The organism is Campylobacter sp. CFSAN122748 (assembly GCF_045277125.1).
GTDB classification, from domain to species: Bacteria; Campylobacterota; Campylobacteria; order Campylobacterales; family Campylobacteraceae; genus Campylobacter_D; species Campylobacter_D jejuni.
Window position 1 is genome coordinate 36977 of sequence record NZ_CP116953.1, and the last position, 16028, is coordinate 53004.

Genomic DNA, 16028 nt, shown 5'->3' on the forward strand with positions numbered 1-16028 from the left:
GTTTAATACACTTTTAAGTTTAATTGGTTATACTTTCATTTCCTTTTTTTGAAAAAAGGACTTAAAATCTTTTAAATTATAAAGTTTCACTAGCTTAGTAGATTTTATAAATTAACTCTTTTGGTTTTTGTCTTATAAACTAAAAGCTTTTTTATAAATCTTGTTTTTTAATTTAAAAACTTTTCTTTTAAAAATGATTTTTTGTTTTGTTCTTTTAACTTAGTATTGTTATTCAAATCTTATTAGTCAATCTTTGAAATCTAAATAAGTGATCGATTGAGCCAGAAAAGATTTAGGCATAAGCAATTATGTAAAATCTATTCAATCTAATAATTAAAAAGATTAAAAGCTTTTCTTTTAATCTTTCATAACTTTTTCTTTGAAGAAAAAGATTAAACTATCTATAATTTTTATGGAGAGTTTGATCCTGGCTCAGAGTGAACGCTGGCGGCGTGCCTAATACATGCAAGTCGAACGATGAAGCTTCTAGCTTGCTAGAAGTGGATTAGTGGCGCACGGGTGAGTAAGGTATAGTTAATCTGCCCTACACAAGAGGACAACAGTTGGAAACGACTGCTAATACTCTATACTCCTGCTTAACACAAGTTGAGTAGGGAAAGTTTTTCGGTGTAGGATGAGACTATATAGTATCAGCTAGTTGGTAAGGTAATGGCTTACCAAGGCTATGACGCTTAACTGGTCTGAGAGGATGATCAGTCACACTGGAACTGAGACACGGTCCAGACTCCTACGGGAGGCAGCAGTAGGGAATATTGCGCAATGGGGGAAACCCTGACGCAGCAACGCCGCGTGGAGGATGACACTTTTCGGAGCGTAAACTCCTTTTCTTAGGGAAGAATTCTGACGGTACCTAAGGAATAAGCACCGGCTAACTCCGTGCCAGCAGCCGCGGTAATACGGAGGGTGCAAGCGTTACTCGGAATCACTGGGCGTAAAGGGCGCGTAGGCGGATTATCAAGTCTCTTGTGAAATCTAATGGCTTAACCATTAAACTGCTTGGGAAACTGATAGTCTAGAGTGAGGGAGAGGCAGATGGAATTGGTGGTGTAGGGGTAAAATCCGTAGATATCACCAAGAATACCCATTGCGAAGGCGATCTGCTGGAACTCAACTGACGCTAAGGCGCGAAAGCGTGGGGAGCAAACAGGATTAGATACCCTGGTAGTCCACGCCCTAAACGATGTACACTAGTTGTTGGGGTGCTAGTCATCTCAGTAATGCAGCTAACGCATTAAGTGTACCGCCTGGGGAGTACGGTCGCAAGATTAAAACTCAAAGGAATAGACGGGGACCCGCACAAGCGGTGGAGCATGTGGTTTAATTCGAAGATACGCGAAGAACCTTACCTGGGCTTGATATCCTAAGAACCTTTTAGAGATAAGAGGGTGCTAGCTTGCTAGAACTTAGAGACAGGTGCTGCACGGCTGTCGTCAGCTCGTGTCGTGAGATGTTGGGTTAAGTCCCGCAACGAGCGCAACCCACGTATTTAGTTGCTAACGGTTCGGCCGAGCACTCTAAATAGACTGCCTTCGTAAGGAGGAGGAAGGTGTGGACGACGTCAAGTCATCATGGCCCTTATGCCCAGGGCGACACACGTGCTACAATGGCATATACAATGAGACGCAATACCGCGAGGTGGAGCAAATCTATAAAATATGTCCCAGTTCGGATTGTTCTCTGCAACTCGAGAGCATGAAGCCGGAATCGCTAGTAATCGTAGATCAGCCATGCTACGGTGAATACGTTCCCGGGTCTTGTACTCACCGCCCGTCACACCATGGGAGTTGATTTCACTCGAAGCCGGAATACTAAACTAGTTACCGTCCACAGTGGAATCAGCGACTGGGGTGAAGTCGTAACAAGGTAACCGTAGGAGAACCTGCGGTTGGATCACCTCCTTTCTAGAGTACAAAGTAATAAGTCTCACAACTATTACTTCAATATATAAACTCAATTGATTCTTGTTTAGATTTCAAAGATTGATGATAAAGCTAATTGTTTATGGGGAATTAGCTCAGCTGGGAGAGCGCCTGCTTTGCACGCAGGAGGTCAGCGGTTCGATCCCGCTATTCTCCACCATTTATTAAGGGCCTATAGCTCAGCTGGTTAGAGTGCACCCCTGATAAGGGTGAGGTCACAAGTTCAAGTCTTGTTAGGCCCACCATAAAAAAGATTTGAATAAAGAAGCTTTAAAATCTAAAGCAAGTATATAAAATAGATTAAATATAAAATATAAACTCTATACTTAGATTTATTTTTATCTTTAACTATAAAAGAATATACTTTAATAGATATAAGTAGCATATACATTATGCATTTATATTTATAATGATTATGTTAATATATATACTTCCTTTAGGTTTTAAACCTAAATGTTCTTTTAATTATCATTGTTAAGAGTCACAAGCAAGTTTTAATAAAAACAATTTTACAGGACTTGTTAAAGGATAAAACCTATTTATCTTTTCTTTAGTTTAACTTAACTTTTAGCTGTCTTCTCTTCTATGAATAAAGAGAATATTAGATTTAAGGATTATAAATTAAAGACAAGTTTCAAACTCACAGCTTAGTTGAGACTAAATCATTTAGTTTTATATTAAGTGTTTGAATGCTTTCCGTCTTAAGATAAAGAAGTCTTATCATAAAAACTTTAACAAGGAAGTGATGCGTTTTAGAATCAATAATAAAAGGTAAAAAAGGTAAGCTACTAAGAGCGAATGGTGGATGCCTTGACTGGTAAAGGCGATGAAGGACGTACTAGACTGCGATAAGCTACGGGGAGCTGTCAAGAAGCTTTGATCCGTAGATTTCCGAATGGGGCAACCCAATGTATAGAGATATACATTACCTATATAGGAGCGAACGAGGGGAATTGAAACATCTTAGTACCCTCAGGAAAAGAAATCAATAGAGATTGCGTCAGTAGCGGCGAGCGAAAGCGCAAGAGGGCAAACCCAGTGCTTGCACTGGGGGTTGTAGGACTGCAATGTGCAAGAGGTAAGTTTAGCAGAACATTCTGGAAAGTATAACCATAGAGGGTGATAGTCCCGTATGCGAAAAACAAACCTTAGCTAGCAGTATCCTGAGTAGGGCGGGACACGAGGAATCCTGTCTGAATCCGGGTCGACCACGATCCAACCCTAAATACTAATACCAGATCGATAGTGCACAAGTACCGTGAGGGAAAGGTGAAAAGAACTGAGGTGATCAGAGTGAAATAGAACCTGAAACCATTTGCTTACAATCATTCAGAGCCCTATGTAGCAATACAGGGTGATGGACTGCCTTTTGCATAATGAGCCTGCGAGTTGTGGTGTCTGGCAAGGTTAAGCAAACGCGAAGCCGTAGCGAAAGCGAGTCTGAATAGGGCGCTTAGTCAGATGCTGCAGACCCGAAACGAAGTGATCTATCCATGAGCAAGTTGAAGCTAGTGTAAGAACTAGTGGAGGACTGAACCCATAGGCGTTGAAAAGCCCCGGGATGACTTGTGGATAGGGGTGAAAGGCCAATCAAACTTCGTGATAGCTGGTTCTCTCCGAAATATATTTAGGTATAGCGTTGTGTCGTAATATAAGGGGGTAGAGCACTGAATGGGCTAGGGCATACACCAATGTACCAAACCCTATCAAACTCCGAATACCTTATATGTAATCACAGCAGTCAGGCGGCGAGTGATAAAATCCGTCGTCAAGAGGGAAACAACCCAGACTACCAGCTAAGGTCCCTAAATCTTACTTAAGTGGAAAACGATGTGAAGTTACTTAAACAACCAGGAGGTTGGCTTAGAAGCAGCCATCCTTTAAAGAAAGCGTAATAGCTCACTGGTCTAGTGATTTTGCGCGGAAAATATAACGGGGCTAAAGTAAGTACCGAAGCTGTAGACTTAGTTTACTAAGTGGTAGGAGAGCGTTCTATTTGCGTCGAAGGTATACCGGTAAGGAGTGCTGGAGCGAATAGAAGTGAGCATGCAGGCATGAGTAGCGATAATTAATGTGAGAATCATTAACGCCGTAAACCCAAGGTTTCCTACGCGATGCTCGTCATCGTAGGGTTAGTCGGGTCCTAAGTCGAGTCCGAAAGGGGTAGACGATGGCAAATTGGTTAATATTCCAATACCAACATTAGTGTGCGATGGAAGGACGCTTAGGGCTAAGGGGGCTAGCGGATGGAAGTGCTAGTCTAAGGTCGTAGGAGGTTATACAGGCAAATCCGTATAACAATACTCCGAGAACTGAAAGGCTTTTTGAAGTCTTCGGATGGATAGAAGAACCCCTGATGCCGTCGAGCCAAGAAAAGTTTCTAAGTTTAGCTAATGTTGCCCGTACCGTAAACCGACACAGGTGGGTGGGATGAGTATTCTAAGGCGCGTGGAAGAACTCTCTTTAAGGAACTCTGCAAAATAGCACCGTATCTTCGGTATAAGGTGTGGTTAGCTTTGTATTAGGATTTACTCCGAAAGCAAGGAAACTTACAACAAAGAGTCCCTCCCGACTGTTTACCAAAAACACAGCACTCTGCTAACTCGTAAGAGGATGTATAGGGTGTGACGCCTGCCCGGTGCTCGAAGGTTAATTGATGGGGTTAGCATTAGCGAAGCTCTTGATCGAAGCCCGAGTAAACGGCGGCCGTAACTATAACGGTCCTAAGGTAGCGAAATTCCTTGTCGGTTAAATACCGACCTGCATGAATGGCGTAACGAGATGGGAGCTGTCTCAAAGAGGGATCCAGTGAAATTGTAGTGGAGGTGAAAATTCCTCCTACCCGCGGCAAGACGGAAAGACCCCGTGGACCTTTACTACAGCTTGACACTGCTACTTGGATAAGAATGTGCAGGATAGGTGGGAGGCTTTGAGTATATGACGCCAGTTGTATATGAGCCATTGTTGAGATACCACTCTTTCTTATTTGGGTAGCTAACCAGCTTGAGTTATCCTCAAGTGGGACAATGTCTGGTGGGTAGTTTGACTGGGGCGGTCGCCTCCCAAATAATAACGGAGGCTTACAAAGGTTGGCTCAGAACGGTTGGAAATCGTTCGTAGAGTATAAAGGTATAAGCCAGCTTAACTGCAAGACATACAAGTCAAGCAGAGACGAAAGTCGGTCTTAGTGATCCGGTGGTTCTGTGTGGAAGGGCCATCGCTCAAAGGATAAAAGGTACCCCGGGGATAACAGGCTGATCTCCCCCAAGAGCTCACATCGACGGGGAGGTTTGGCACCTCGATGTCGGCTCATCGCATCCTGGGGCTGGAGCAGGTCCCAAGGGTATGGCTGTTCGCCATTTAAAGCGGTACGCGAGCTGGGTTCAGAACGTCGTGAGACAGTTCGGTCCCTATCTGCCGTGGGCGTAAGAAGATTGAAGAGATTTGACCCTAGTACGAGAGGACCGGGTTGAACAAACCACTGGTGTAGCTGTTGTTCTGCCAAGAGCATCGCAGCGTAGCTAAGTTTGGAAAGGATAAACGCTGAAAGCATCTAAGCGTGAAGCCAACTCTAAGATGAATCTTCTCTAAGCTCTCTAGAAGACTACTAGTTTGATAGGCTGGGTGTGTAATGGATGAAAGTCCTTTAGCTGACCAGTACTAATAGAGCGTTTGGCTTATCTTTAATAAAGCATCACTTCCTTGTTAAGGTTTTTAAGAAGACTTTGAATATAGATAATATTTAGAGTTTAATAGAAATCTTTCAAGTAGAGTTTGTATTAGAACTTGCTCTTAACATTGTTTTTTAAGTATTCTATATAAAAACTTATCAAAGATAAAAGATAAGAAAAGAAGAAAGAGAATAAAGAAAAAAGTAAAGGAATAAAAGATTAAGTTTTATTCTTAAATTCAATCTTTCAAAGAATATTTAAATAACAATGTCCGTGATTATACAGATGTGGAAACGCCTTGCTCCATCCCGAACCAAGAAGCTAAGCACATCGTGGGTGATGATACTACGCCTTACTGGCAGGGGGAAAGTAGCTCATTGCGGACTTGTTAATTCTACTTAACTTGCCTATAAAATTAATAATCAGTTTTTTTAGTTTGTAATTAAAAATTTATTTACATGTAAAATTGTATAAAATTTGGAAAGTGATACATGGAAAAATTTATTGAAAGGTTGCTTGAAGAAGATATTAAATTTGAAAAAGATGTGAATAATGGTTTGAGTGATATAAATATATTTGATGCTTTGAATATCGAAACAAAAGAAAATTATCATTCTAAATTTATAGCTTATTTAATTGATATAAATAAGGATCATTATCAAAAAAATTTTGCAAAGGTATTTTTAGAAAAACTTGGTAAGAGTTTAGTAAATACGAAATTTGAAAATTTAAACATAGAAGATATAAAAAGCGTAGAAACAGAAGCCTGCATAAAAGATAATAGAAGGATAGATATTTTAATAACATTAAGTGATAAAAGATATATTATAATAGAAAATAAAATTTATGCAAAAGATCAAAAAAATCAATTGAAAGATTATATTAATTTTGTAAGAAAAAATATCAAAAATATAAAAGATTGTTATAAAAACATATTGACTATATATTTGCATCAAGATGAGTGTGCTAGTCCTAGTGATTATAGTTTGGGAAATTTTACAATAAAGACAAATTTGATTAAAGATAAAAATGAAAATAATGTTAGCTATTATTTGAAGATGGATTATATATGGATTAAGGAATGGATTGATGAGTGTATAAAAATATATGAAGAAAAATCAACCAAAGATCAAAAATTTATTCTTGATATACAAAACATTATTTTTACTCTAAATCAATACAAAAGTATTTTACAATGGTATATGACAGATGAGTATACTCAAAGAGATGATGTATTAGAATTTATTTTTCAAGACAATATAAAAATGCAAAATTTAAAAAATGCGATGATTTTATATAGATATAACAAAAACAAATCAGAGCTTAAAAATTTAAATGAAGAAAACTATAAGAAAGCTAAAGATATTATCCAGCATAAATGGAGTAACATCTGCGAATATATAATAGAAGAATTTTTTGATAGTTTTGAACACAAGGAAATTAAAATAGGTGATATAACTTTTATCGGCAATAAAATAGAAGAAAATCGTGTTAATCATGGTGTGTTTATATTTTATCCTATTGATTATAAGAATGAAAGCATATATCCATGTATATATATTTATTTTAAAAAAAAATACTATGATATTATTGGTTTGACATTTGAAATTTCAAATGATGATGAAGAAGATATAGAAAATGAAAAATATAAAGAATGTTTAAAATTATTTAAAGATGTAAAAGAAGAAAATGTTAGAAAATATCAAAATCACTATTATTGTGATAAATTAATAAACAATGAAAAATTAGAAGGAGAATACGCTTTTATTTATTGGTTGATTGAAAATCAAAATTCTAAAAAAGATTTTATTCAAATTTTAAATGATTTTTTTATTAAAAAACCTATACAGGAAGCATATAAAGGTATTAATGATATATTAAATTCTTAAAAAATTTTATATAAAAGTAAAATTTGATAAAATACAAAATATTTTTTATAAAGGTTAAAAATGCATTTCACTTTGCTAAATGAAAAAGATTTTTTCAACCCATACTACCGCAAAAAGCAAATCATGCAAAATGAATTTGATATATTTAACAAGGCTTTAATGCAATATCTAGAAAGACTTGAAAGTTCGCAAAGTGAAAATGAAGATTATCTTGTAGCTAATGCACTTAGTCCATTTTTAACCATGTTAAATTTCAAAACTCACATCAAAACCAAGCAAAAAGGCAAAAGTGAGATTGACTTATCCATCTCTAAAGATGAGTTTAGTAAAGACTTAGAAGTTCTTATTGAGGCTAAAAAGCCAAATTCAAAAGAATTTATCACTCATACAAAGGTAAATTCTAAAGCCTTACACGAGACTATTTTATATTATTTTAGAAATAGAGAGTATAGTTTTAGCTTAAAATTTATTATCATCACAGATTTTTATAAATTTTACATTTTTAAAATTAGTGAGTTTGAAGAGCTTTTTTATAAAAATCCAAGTTTTAAAAAACTTTTTGAAGAATTTTGTAATCCAAATTCACTTTTCAAAGGTAATACTGAAGAATTCTATAAAGAAGTAGCCAAACTCATAGAAAATTCCAAAGAAAACTTAAAAGGCTTTTTGATTGACTTGACGTTTTTAAAAGACAAACAAAAATCAAATTTTAAAAACCTAGCAAGTATTTATAAAACTTTTCATAGAGACTTTTTGCTAAGTGAGTTTAACCCCAACGATGCAAATTCACTCAACAATGCTTTTTACAAAGAGCTTTTATATATCTTAGGGCTTTGTGAGAGCAAACAAAATTCAAAACTCATCATCGCAAAAAGTGAAGAAAGCAAAGAAGAGCAAGGAACTTTCTACACCGCTATAAACTCTAAGCTCAAAGAAGAAAATTTTGAAACCATCTTAAAACTTTTGATCTTATGGCTTAATCGCATTTTGTTTTTAAAGCTTATAGAGTCAAATTTGGTGCGTTTTAATGATGATAAAAATTTGAAATTTTTAAATTTCAAAAAAATCCCTGATTTTGACAAGCTTAGCGAACTTTTCTTTGAAGTTTTAGCCAAAGAAAAAAGCACAAGAAAGAAAAGCGAATTTGCTTATCTACCTTATCTAAATTCTTCTTTGTTTGAAAAACAAAGCATAGAAAACACACTTGAAATTTCAAGCTTAAGCAATGACTTAAAGCTTTTTTACTATAAAAACACCGTGCTAAAAGATGATAAATGCAAGGCTAAAAAAGGACAAGTGGGGCTTTTAGAATACTTGTTTGAATTTTTGGATAGTTTTGATTTTGGTAGCGATGATGAGCAAAGCGAAATTTTAAGCCAAAAAGAACTCATAAGTTCAAGTGTTTTAGGAAATGTGTTTGAAAAACTCAATGGCTACAAAGAAGGAAGCTTTTACACGCCAAGCTTTATCACTTCTTATATGTGCAAAGAAAGCATCACAAAAGTTGTGCTTGATAAATTCAACGCTCAATTTGATCTTGATGCTAAAGATATAAACGAATTAAGAAAGTCTTTAAGAAAAGAAGATAAAAAAGCACAAAAAGAGCTTTTAAACTCTATAAAAATTTGCGATCCTGCGGTGGGAAGCGGGCATTTTTTGGTTTCTGCTTTAAATGTTATGTTAAGCATTTATGATGAGCTAAATCTTTTTGATGAAGAATTTTATCTAGAAGTGCAAAACGATGAAATTCTCATCACGGGTAGAAAAGGCGAGTTTATAGAGTATAAACGCCCAAAAACACCTAAAGATAAAGCCCATCTTATCCAACAAGAACTTTTTCACACTAAAAAAGACATCATAGAAAACAACCTTTTTGGAGTCGATATTAACCCCAACTCATGCGAGATCACCAAGCTAAGGCTTTGGATAGAGCTTTTAAAACATAGCTTTTATCAAAGCTTTGATGATGAGAATTATCACGATCTTAAAACCCTGCCAAATATCGATATAAACATAAAATGCGGAAATTCTTTGGTATCTTACTTTGAAACAGGCAAAAGTCTAAGCCACTACCCTAACATCAAAGAACGTATGGGCAAATACAAACGCATAGTAAAAGACTATAAAGAAGGCTTTTACACAGATAAAAGCCGCATCAACCAAGAGATAAAAAATCTCAAAATTTCTTTTAAAAATTTCTGCTTTGCAGATAAATTTAAAAAAGAAATGAAAGGCTTTAACGATAAATGTGAAAAATACTCTAAAAAATACGGAAATTTCTTAGCCGTAGATGATGAAAATTTGAAATTCTTTGTTAGTGCGAATTTGACTCTTTTTGACTTTGATGAAAAAGAAGCCACAAAAGAATTTGCAAATCTTAAAAAAGAATACGACAATATCTTTAACCTAGAAAGCAATCATCCTTTTGAATGGCGTTTTGAATTCCCTGAAATTTTGGACGATGATGGAAATTTCAAAGGCTTTAATCTCATCATCGGCAATCCACCTTATATAAGACAAGAAGAGCTTAAAGAACTCAAGTCCCATTTAGCTAAAAATTATAAGGTTTATAAAGGTACGAGCGATATTTATACTTATTTTTATGAACTAGGATTTAATGTTTTAAAAGATAGGGGAGGGGTATTGAGCTATATCACTTCTAATAAATACACGCGTGCAGGATATGGGGAAGCTTTGCGTGAATTTTTGCTTAAAAATGTTAAGGTTTTAGAATACACCGATTTAAATGGCATAAAAGTTTTTGATAGTGCTACGGTAGATACTTCTATACTTTGTTTTGAAAAATCAAAAAGCAAAGATAATAAATTCAAATACCTTGCCCTAAGCAATGAAATTTTAAAAACTTGTGCTTATGACATTGGCTTATATAAGGACTTTGCAGAATTTTCGCAAAATTCTTTAAGCAAAGAAAGCTTCACTTTTAGCGATGAGAATACTAGTGCCTTAAAGGCTAAGATAGAACGCATAGGAACTCCGCTTAAAGAATGGCAAGGACTTAATATATATCGTGGAATTTTAACAGGCTATAATGAAGCCTTTATCATCACCACTGAAAAAAGAAATGAAATTTTAGCAAATTGCAAAGATGAAGCCGAAAAAGAACGCACCGCTAAACTCATACGCAAAATGCTACGCGGACGCGATATAAAAAGATATAGTTACGAGTGGGCGGGACTTTGGGTGATAGGAACTTTTCCAAGTTTAAAAATCGGTATAGAACAATATCCTGCTTTAAAGCAATATTTATCTCAATTTTTACCACGCATAGAACAAAGCGGAGAAAAAGGTTGTAGAAAGAAAACTAGCAATAAATGGTTTGAAACTCAAGATAGTATCGCTTATTATGAAGAATTTGAAAAAGAAAAGATAGTGTATCCAAATATGAATAAGGAATTTATAGCGTTTTTTGACAATGAATTCTTTTTGTTAAATCAAAAATGTTTTATCTTATCTCATCAATCAAATAATAAAAAAGAATTGTTATATTTAACGGCATTACTAAATTCTAATGTTAATTTTTATTGTTTTAAGCAAATTGGAGCGAAATTAGGTGCTAGTGGTTATGAAATGAGTAAAATATTTGTAGAAAAACTTCCTATACCAAAAATAAATTCTAAAAATCAAAAAATAGCCGACGAGCTTATAAATTTAGCCGATGAAATTTTAAAAGCCAAAGAACAAGACAAAAACGCAAACACCCAAGAGTTAGAAAATAAAATCAATTCCATCGTTTATAAACTCTATAACTTAACCGAAGAAGAAATAAAAATCATAGAAGGGAAATAATGGAAAGAAATATATATGAAATCGAACTAGAAATACCAAATAGCGGTATTTTTATAATGGGTTTAGAAAATGAAAATTTAATTATTTCTTTAAATATTATGAAATTTATAGAAATTAATGCAGAAAAAATTGCAACTTTAGATGGAAAGTTAGATGTTGGAGGATTAGCTAAACCATTGCACTCATATATCATTTATGAAGTTTTAGAAAAAAATAATAAAAACAATTTTAATGATGTAAAAATTATAGATAAAATAGAAGATGAAAATAATATTATCTATCATTTTAATTTTGGATTGATATTAAATACATTTATAGGAGAAAATGAAGACAATAAAGATAAAGAAGCACTAAAGACGCTCTCATTTATGCAAAATTTTATTCCTGCTTGTTTTTTTTCTTATCAAATTATAGGAGATTCCAAAGCTATTCCTAAAAATGTTCTTGAGGATTTAAAAAATAGATATGGTTATGAAGGGAAAAATTATAAAAGTATTTTTAAGAAAGAAGTTTATATAAATTGTAATTGCTTTGAAAGATTAAATTTTTCTCATTGCGAATTTGAATCCAAAGTATCTTTGCGTTTTTTAAAAGATAATAAATATAAAGAATTTCACAATGGAGTTGATTTTTCAAATTGTATCTTTAAAAATGAAGTTGATTTCAGTTATTTTGCATCAGGCACACCATTGCCTGATAATAAATACTATAATAATGCGCAAAATACATTATTTAAAGATTGTATTTTTGAGAATAAGGTTGATTTCCATAATTCTAAAATTACCAATAATATTTATTTTAACAATGCTCACTTTAAAGATTATGTTGATTTTCACGAGTGTGAATTTGAAAAAACAGCTAGTTTTTATGGGGTGAGATTTGAAAAAGTTCCAAATTTCAGTGCTTGTTATTTTAAGGAACCAAAAGCTGTAAATTTAACAAATGTAAATATAGACAAATTAGATTTTAAATCATTAGAACAATATATAGAAGATAATTATAAAGATGAAAGTTACAAAAACGAAACCAAAGGAATACAAGATGAAAAAGAGATTTTTAAAATTCAAAACGAACACCAATTAAGATATGCCAAAAATTTAAAAGACTCTTTCAGGGTTATAAAAGATGTTTTAATTACTCAAAACAATAAATTAGAAGTTCAAGAATGGCATAAATTAGAACTTTATGCGAAAGAGAAAGAATTGGAAATTCAATTAAGTAAAAATAAAAATGACAATTTAAAAAAAGAATCTAAAAATCAAGTATATAATCCTAAGGATTATGAAAAATTTAATTATTCAAAAATTATACCTCTTATAATATTTTTATTAAAAATAATTGGACATTTATCTGTAAATATATTAATATTTGTTGAGTTAGTTTTGGTCGCTCCATTTTTTACAATAATGTTTTATTGTGTTTATGTTGTATTTTTTATATATAAAATTTTGACATTTATTCTAAAACCATTTTATCCTTTAGATATAAATAAATTTATAATCTTTTGGAGGATAAAATTTAATAAAATTAAAAGAAAATTAATAGTTTCCGGAAGAAAGATGCTAGATTTTACTTTGTGGTCTGATTGTGTTTTGTTACAAGTTTATAGGAATACTAGCAATCACCATACAAATTTCTTAAAAATTTTAAATTTTACAATTTTAATGATTTCATTGTATGCTTTTATGGGTTTTGTATTTTCAAAAACCATAAATTTTATATTATCCCTTAATTCAGTATCGATAATTATAGCAAGCTATATTATTTTGCTTGTATTTGCTTTAATGCTTGTTAATGTTAAAAAACAATTGTATCAATATGCCGTTATTTTGATTTTTATGCTTTGTGGTGCTTTTACAATATCTATGATATTGTTTTTATCATCAGAGTATATTTCAATTTTTTGCTTTTTGATTTATTTTTTAGGCGTATTGATTTTTTATCTTTTTTTTATTTGTAAAATTAAATTATTTATTTTTCTTGTGAGATTTTTTGCTTATATGATTTTTATTGCAACGATTATAACAAAACCACAATTTATAAATCCTTTTACAGGTGTATTTTCATCAGATAAGCTTTATGAAAGTCAATTTGAAAAAAGTTTAAATGATTTAAATGCGAGTGCTATTGTAAATCTAGCAAGCATATTGCAAAATGATTTTAATCTCCATTTAAAAGATCAAAATATTTCTTTTACAGAGTTAAATTCAGCTAAAGCTTTGATAATGGCAAATAAAGAAAAATTAAAAGAAATTTTATCTAAAATGTATAATGATAAATATGAAAGTGATTATAAAAAGGTTTTAAATGAACTAGAAAATAACACATCAAATGTAAAAAATATCATAGAAGAGATAGACAATAAAAACAACAATAGCGTTGTATCTGCTCAACTTAATAAATTTTTAAAATTAAATTTTAGTCAAGAAATAGATATTTTATATGCGATAAAAAGTAATTTTTCTATATCTGAAAAACTATCACCTGAGCAAATGGCTCTTTTTGATCAAAAAGACAGTCAAGATAAATTAAAAAGTGTCTTGGCTCTTTTGAAATTTAAATCAAGTTTTGAAGGGATTTTAAAGATTATAAATCAAGACGAGATTACAGAAAACACCATAAAATCCACTGGTGTTTTATATGGCATTATACTTTTGCTTTGTATATTTTCACTCCAAAAAACCGCACGAAAAAATTCCATAGTGCCAAGCTAAGCTTTAAAGCTTAGCTTGAAATTTTATCATCAGTCCTTTAAGTAGTATTCTATAGTAGAAACCACTCTTATGGTTTTGATATAAGGGGTGTTTTTATCTCTGTTGCTGATGCTAAATTGTCCTTGAGAAGCCTTTTTTATCTTGCCTAGATGGCTGTTTGAGTCTTGTGCGAATTTTATTGCTGCGTTTCTAGCATTGAGCGTTGCTTCTTCTATCATTTGTGGTTTTATCTCATTTAGCTTCGTGTAAAGGTATTCTATATCATAATCATCGATTTTTGTTACTATACCAAATTTTGCAAGACTTGAAATGTTTTCTAGTATGCTTTTTCCAAGCTTTACATTTTGCGTATAGATGAGTAAATTCGCAGTGCCTATGTATCGGTATGCAGCTTGAGTGTCGTTGCTATAAGGATCGCTTAAACGATCTATGATATTTGGCGAGTTGTAGTTGATCTCATCCTCTTTTACGCCTTGTTCTTTTAAAAATTTGATGATATTTTCTTTATCTTGTTCTAGTTCTTCGTATAAATTTGTAAGATTGTTGTTTGATCTTGTGAATTTTATAGGAAGTATCAAAGTATCCGCTTCGACTTCTTTTTGACTTAAACCCTTTACACTTACACTTCTTTCAAGTGTTTTAAAATCACTTAAAGCCTTGTTAAATCCAAAAGCTAGAATCAAACTTGCCAAAACTATGGCTAAAGCCATAAAGATATTATTTGTTTTCATTTTTTCTCCTTTATTTTGATTAGAAAATATATCATATTTGCAACCAATACGCAAGCACACATTACAAAAGCAAGGATTATCGGCGTATTTGCGTTAATAGCCCCAACCACAAAAGAAATAAGCCCTGCAAAACCAAATTGCACCGTTCCAAGCACCCCAGAAGCAGTTCCGCTATGTTCTTTAAACCTTGCCATAGCCAAAGTCGTGGTATTGGGTGCGATGAAACCAAGCATAGCGATACTTGTAAAAATACTAAGTTCAAAAAGCAAGAAATTTGGGTGAAAAAAGGCATTTGCAAGTAAAATCACAGTCGATATAAACATTATCATCAAAGCTTTTGCCAAAATTTTTTCGCTTTCGTATTTTAAAACCAATCTTGCATTGATATTTGCACAGACGACAAAACCTAAAGCATTTGCCCCAAAAAGCAAAGCAAATTTTTGCTCACTTAAGCTAAAAAACTGCGTAAAAACAAAGCTTGATCCTGTGATATAAGCAAACATCGCCGCCAAAGCAAAAGAAGCACATAGTATATAAACTAAAAAGCGTTTATCGCTTAAAACAAATTTGTAGCTTTTCATCGCTTCATGATGGGAAAATTTTTTGTTTTTAAGATGAGGTGCGGACTCTTTTAAACCAAAAAGTATCATCAAAAAAAGTAAAATTCCTAAAGCAAACAAAGTCGCAAAAATACTATGCCATGAAAAATACTCTAGCAAAATTCCCCCAAAAGTTGGCGAAAGCATAGGAGCAAGAGAACTAAAAACCATCATCAAAGCAAAAATCCCTGCAGCTTCTTTGATCTCAAACAAGTCATTGACAATAGCCCTTGCGATAACCACACCTGCACAACCCCCAAGTGCTTCAAAAAATCTCAAAGCGATAAAAGCATAAATATCATCGATAATCACACAAAACAAACTCGAAACGATGAAGAAAAATATCCCCACCAAAGCTGGAATTTTACGCCCAAAAATATCACTTAAAGGCCCATATATAAGCTGTCCTAAAGCAAAAGCGATAAAAAAACTTGCGATACTAAGTTGGGTTAAAAAAGAATTAGTTTGAAAACTTTGCTCCACATGAGAAAGTGCAGGCAAATACATATCTGTAGAAAGTGGTGCTATGCTTGACATCAAAGCAAGGATAACGATGAGTTTAAATTTAGCAAAGCCGTGAATTTTGGTGTGTTTTTGCATTTGTAATCCTAATTATTCTAAAAGAATGATTTTAACAAGTCAATCTTAGAATAATCTTTGTTTTTCTATGTTAAATT

Annotated in this window: 5 protein-coding genes, 2 tRNA genes and 3 rRNA genes; 8 read left to right on the forward strand and 2 right to left on the reverse strand. The window is 33.1% G+C overall.

Annotated features, from left to right (window positions below):
- The first annotated feature begins 409 nt into the window (after positions 1 to 409).
- The 8 genes from OT390_RS00145 (at position 410) to OT390_RS00180 (ending at position 14021) form a co-directional block, all read left to right on the forward strand.
- Positions 410 to 1922 (forward strand): 16S ribosomal RNA (locus OT390_RS00145).
- Between the two features lie 102 nt (positions 1923 to 2024).
- Positions 2025 to 2100 (forward strand) — tRNA-Ala (locus OT390_RS00150).
- A gap of 8 nt (positions 2101 to 2108) precedes the next feature.
- Positions 2109 to 2185: transfer RNA gene (locus OT390_RS00155), tRNA-Ile, on the forward strand.
- A gap of 533 nt (positions 2186 to 2718) precedes the next feature.
- Positions 2719 to 5625: ribosomal RNA gene (locus tag OT390_RS00160) — 23S ribosomal RNA — on the forward strand.
- A 255-nt stretch (positions 5626 to 5880) separates the two neighbouring features.
- Positions 5881 to 5997, forward strand: a 5S ribosomal RNA gene (gene rrf, locus OT390_RS00165).
- The 16S, 23S and 5S rRNA genes sit together here with 2 tRNA genes alongside, the layout of an rRNA operon.
- A 105-nt stretch (positions 5998 to 6102) precedes the next feature.
- Positions 6103 to 7500 carry a PD-(D/E)XK nuclease family protein gene (locus OT390_RS00170; RefSeq protein WP_100608639.1) on the forward strand — a complete coding sequence of 466 codons (1398 nt, stop codon included), beginning with the start codon at positions 6103 to 6105 and terminating at the stop codon, positions 7498 to 7500.
- A 60-nt stretch (positions 7501 to 7560) separates the two neighbouring features.
- A complete protein-coding gene (locus OT390_RS00175; RefSeq protein ID WP_406611489.1) occupies positions 7561 to 11307 on the forward strand; it encodes a class I SAM-dependent DNA methyltransferase in 3747 nt (1248 codons plus the stop codon).
- Positions 11307 to 14021: a pentapeptide repeat-containing protein gene (locus OT390_RS00180; protein ID WP_406611490.1), complete on the forward strand. Its 2715-nt coding sequence runs from the start codon at positions 11307 to 11309 to the stop codon at positions 14019 to 14021. Before OT390_RS00175 ends, OT390_RS00180 begins: the two co-directional genes overlap by 1 nt.
- Before the next feature lie 29 nt (positions 14022 to 14050).
- Here the strand turns inward: OT390_RS00180 and OT390_RS00185 are convergent, their stop codons facing one another.
- Together OT390_RS00185 and OT390_RS00190 are read right to left on the reverse strand one after the other, a co-directional pair.
- Entirely contained in the window at positions 14051 to 14752 is a 702-nt protein-coding gene (locus OT390_RS00185) for an SIMPL domain-containing protein (protein WP_002782323.1), read from the reverse strand.
- Positions 14749 to 15951, reverse strand: a complete 1203-nt coding sequence (locus OT390_RS00190) for a multidrug effflux MFS transporter (RefSeq protein ID WP_011049574.1) — start codon at positions 15949 to 15951, stop codon at positions 14749 to 14751. The genes OT390_RS00185 and OT390_RS00190 overlap by 4 nt, the downstream gene beginning before the upstream one ends.
- Positions 15952 to 16028 lie beyond the last annotated feature (77 nt).

Excerpts from the sequence above, each read along its gene's own strand:
- OT390_RS00170 (WP_100608639.1), top strand. The coding sequence starts at position 6,103 with ATGGAAAAATTTATTGAAAGGTTGCTTGAAGAAGATATTAAATTTGAA.
- OT390_RS00175 (WP_406611489.1), top strand. The coding sequence starts at position 7,561 with ATGCATTTCACTTTGCTAAATGAAAAAGATTTTTTCAACCCATACTAC.
- OT390_RS00180 (WP_406611490.1), top strand. The coding sequence starts at position 11,307 with ATGGAAAGAAATATATATGAAATCGAACTAGAAATACCAAATAGCGGT.
- OT390_RS00185 (WP_002782323.1), bottom strand. The coding sequence starts at position 14,752 with ATGAAAACAAATAATATCTTTATGGCTTTAGCCATAGTTTTGGCAAGT.
- OT390_RS00190 (WP_011049574.1), bottom strand. The coding sequence starts at position 15,951 with ATGCAAAAACACACCAAAATTCACGGCTTTGCTAAATTTAAACTCATC.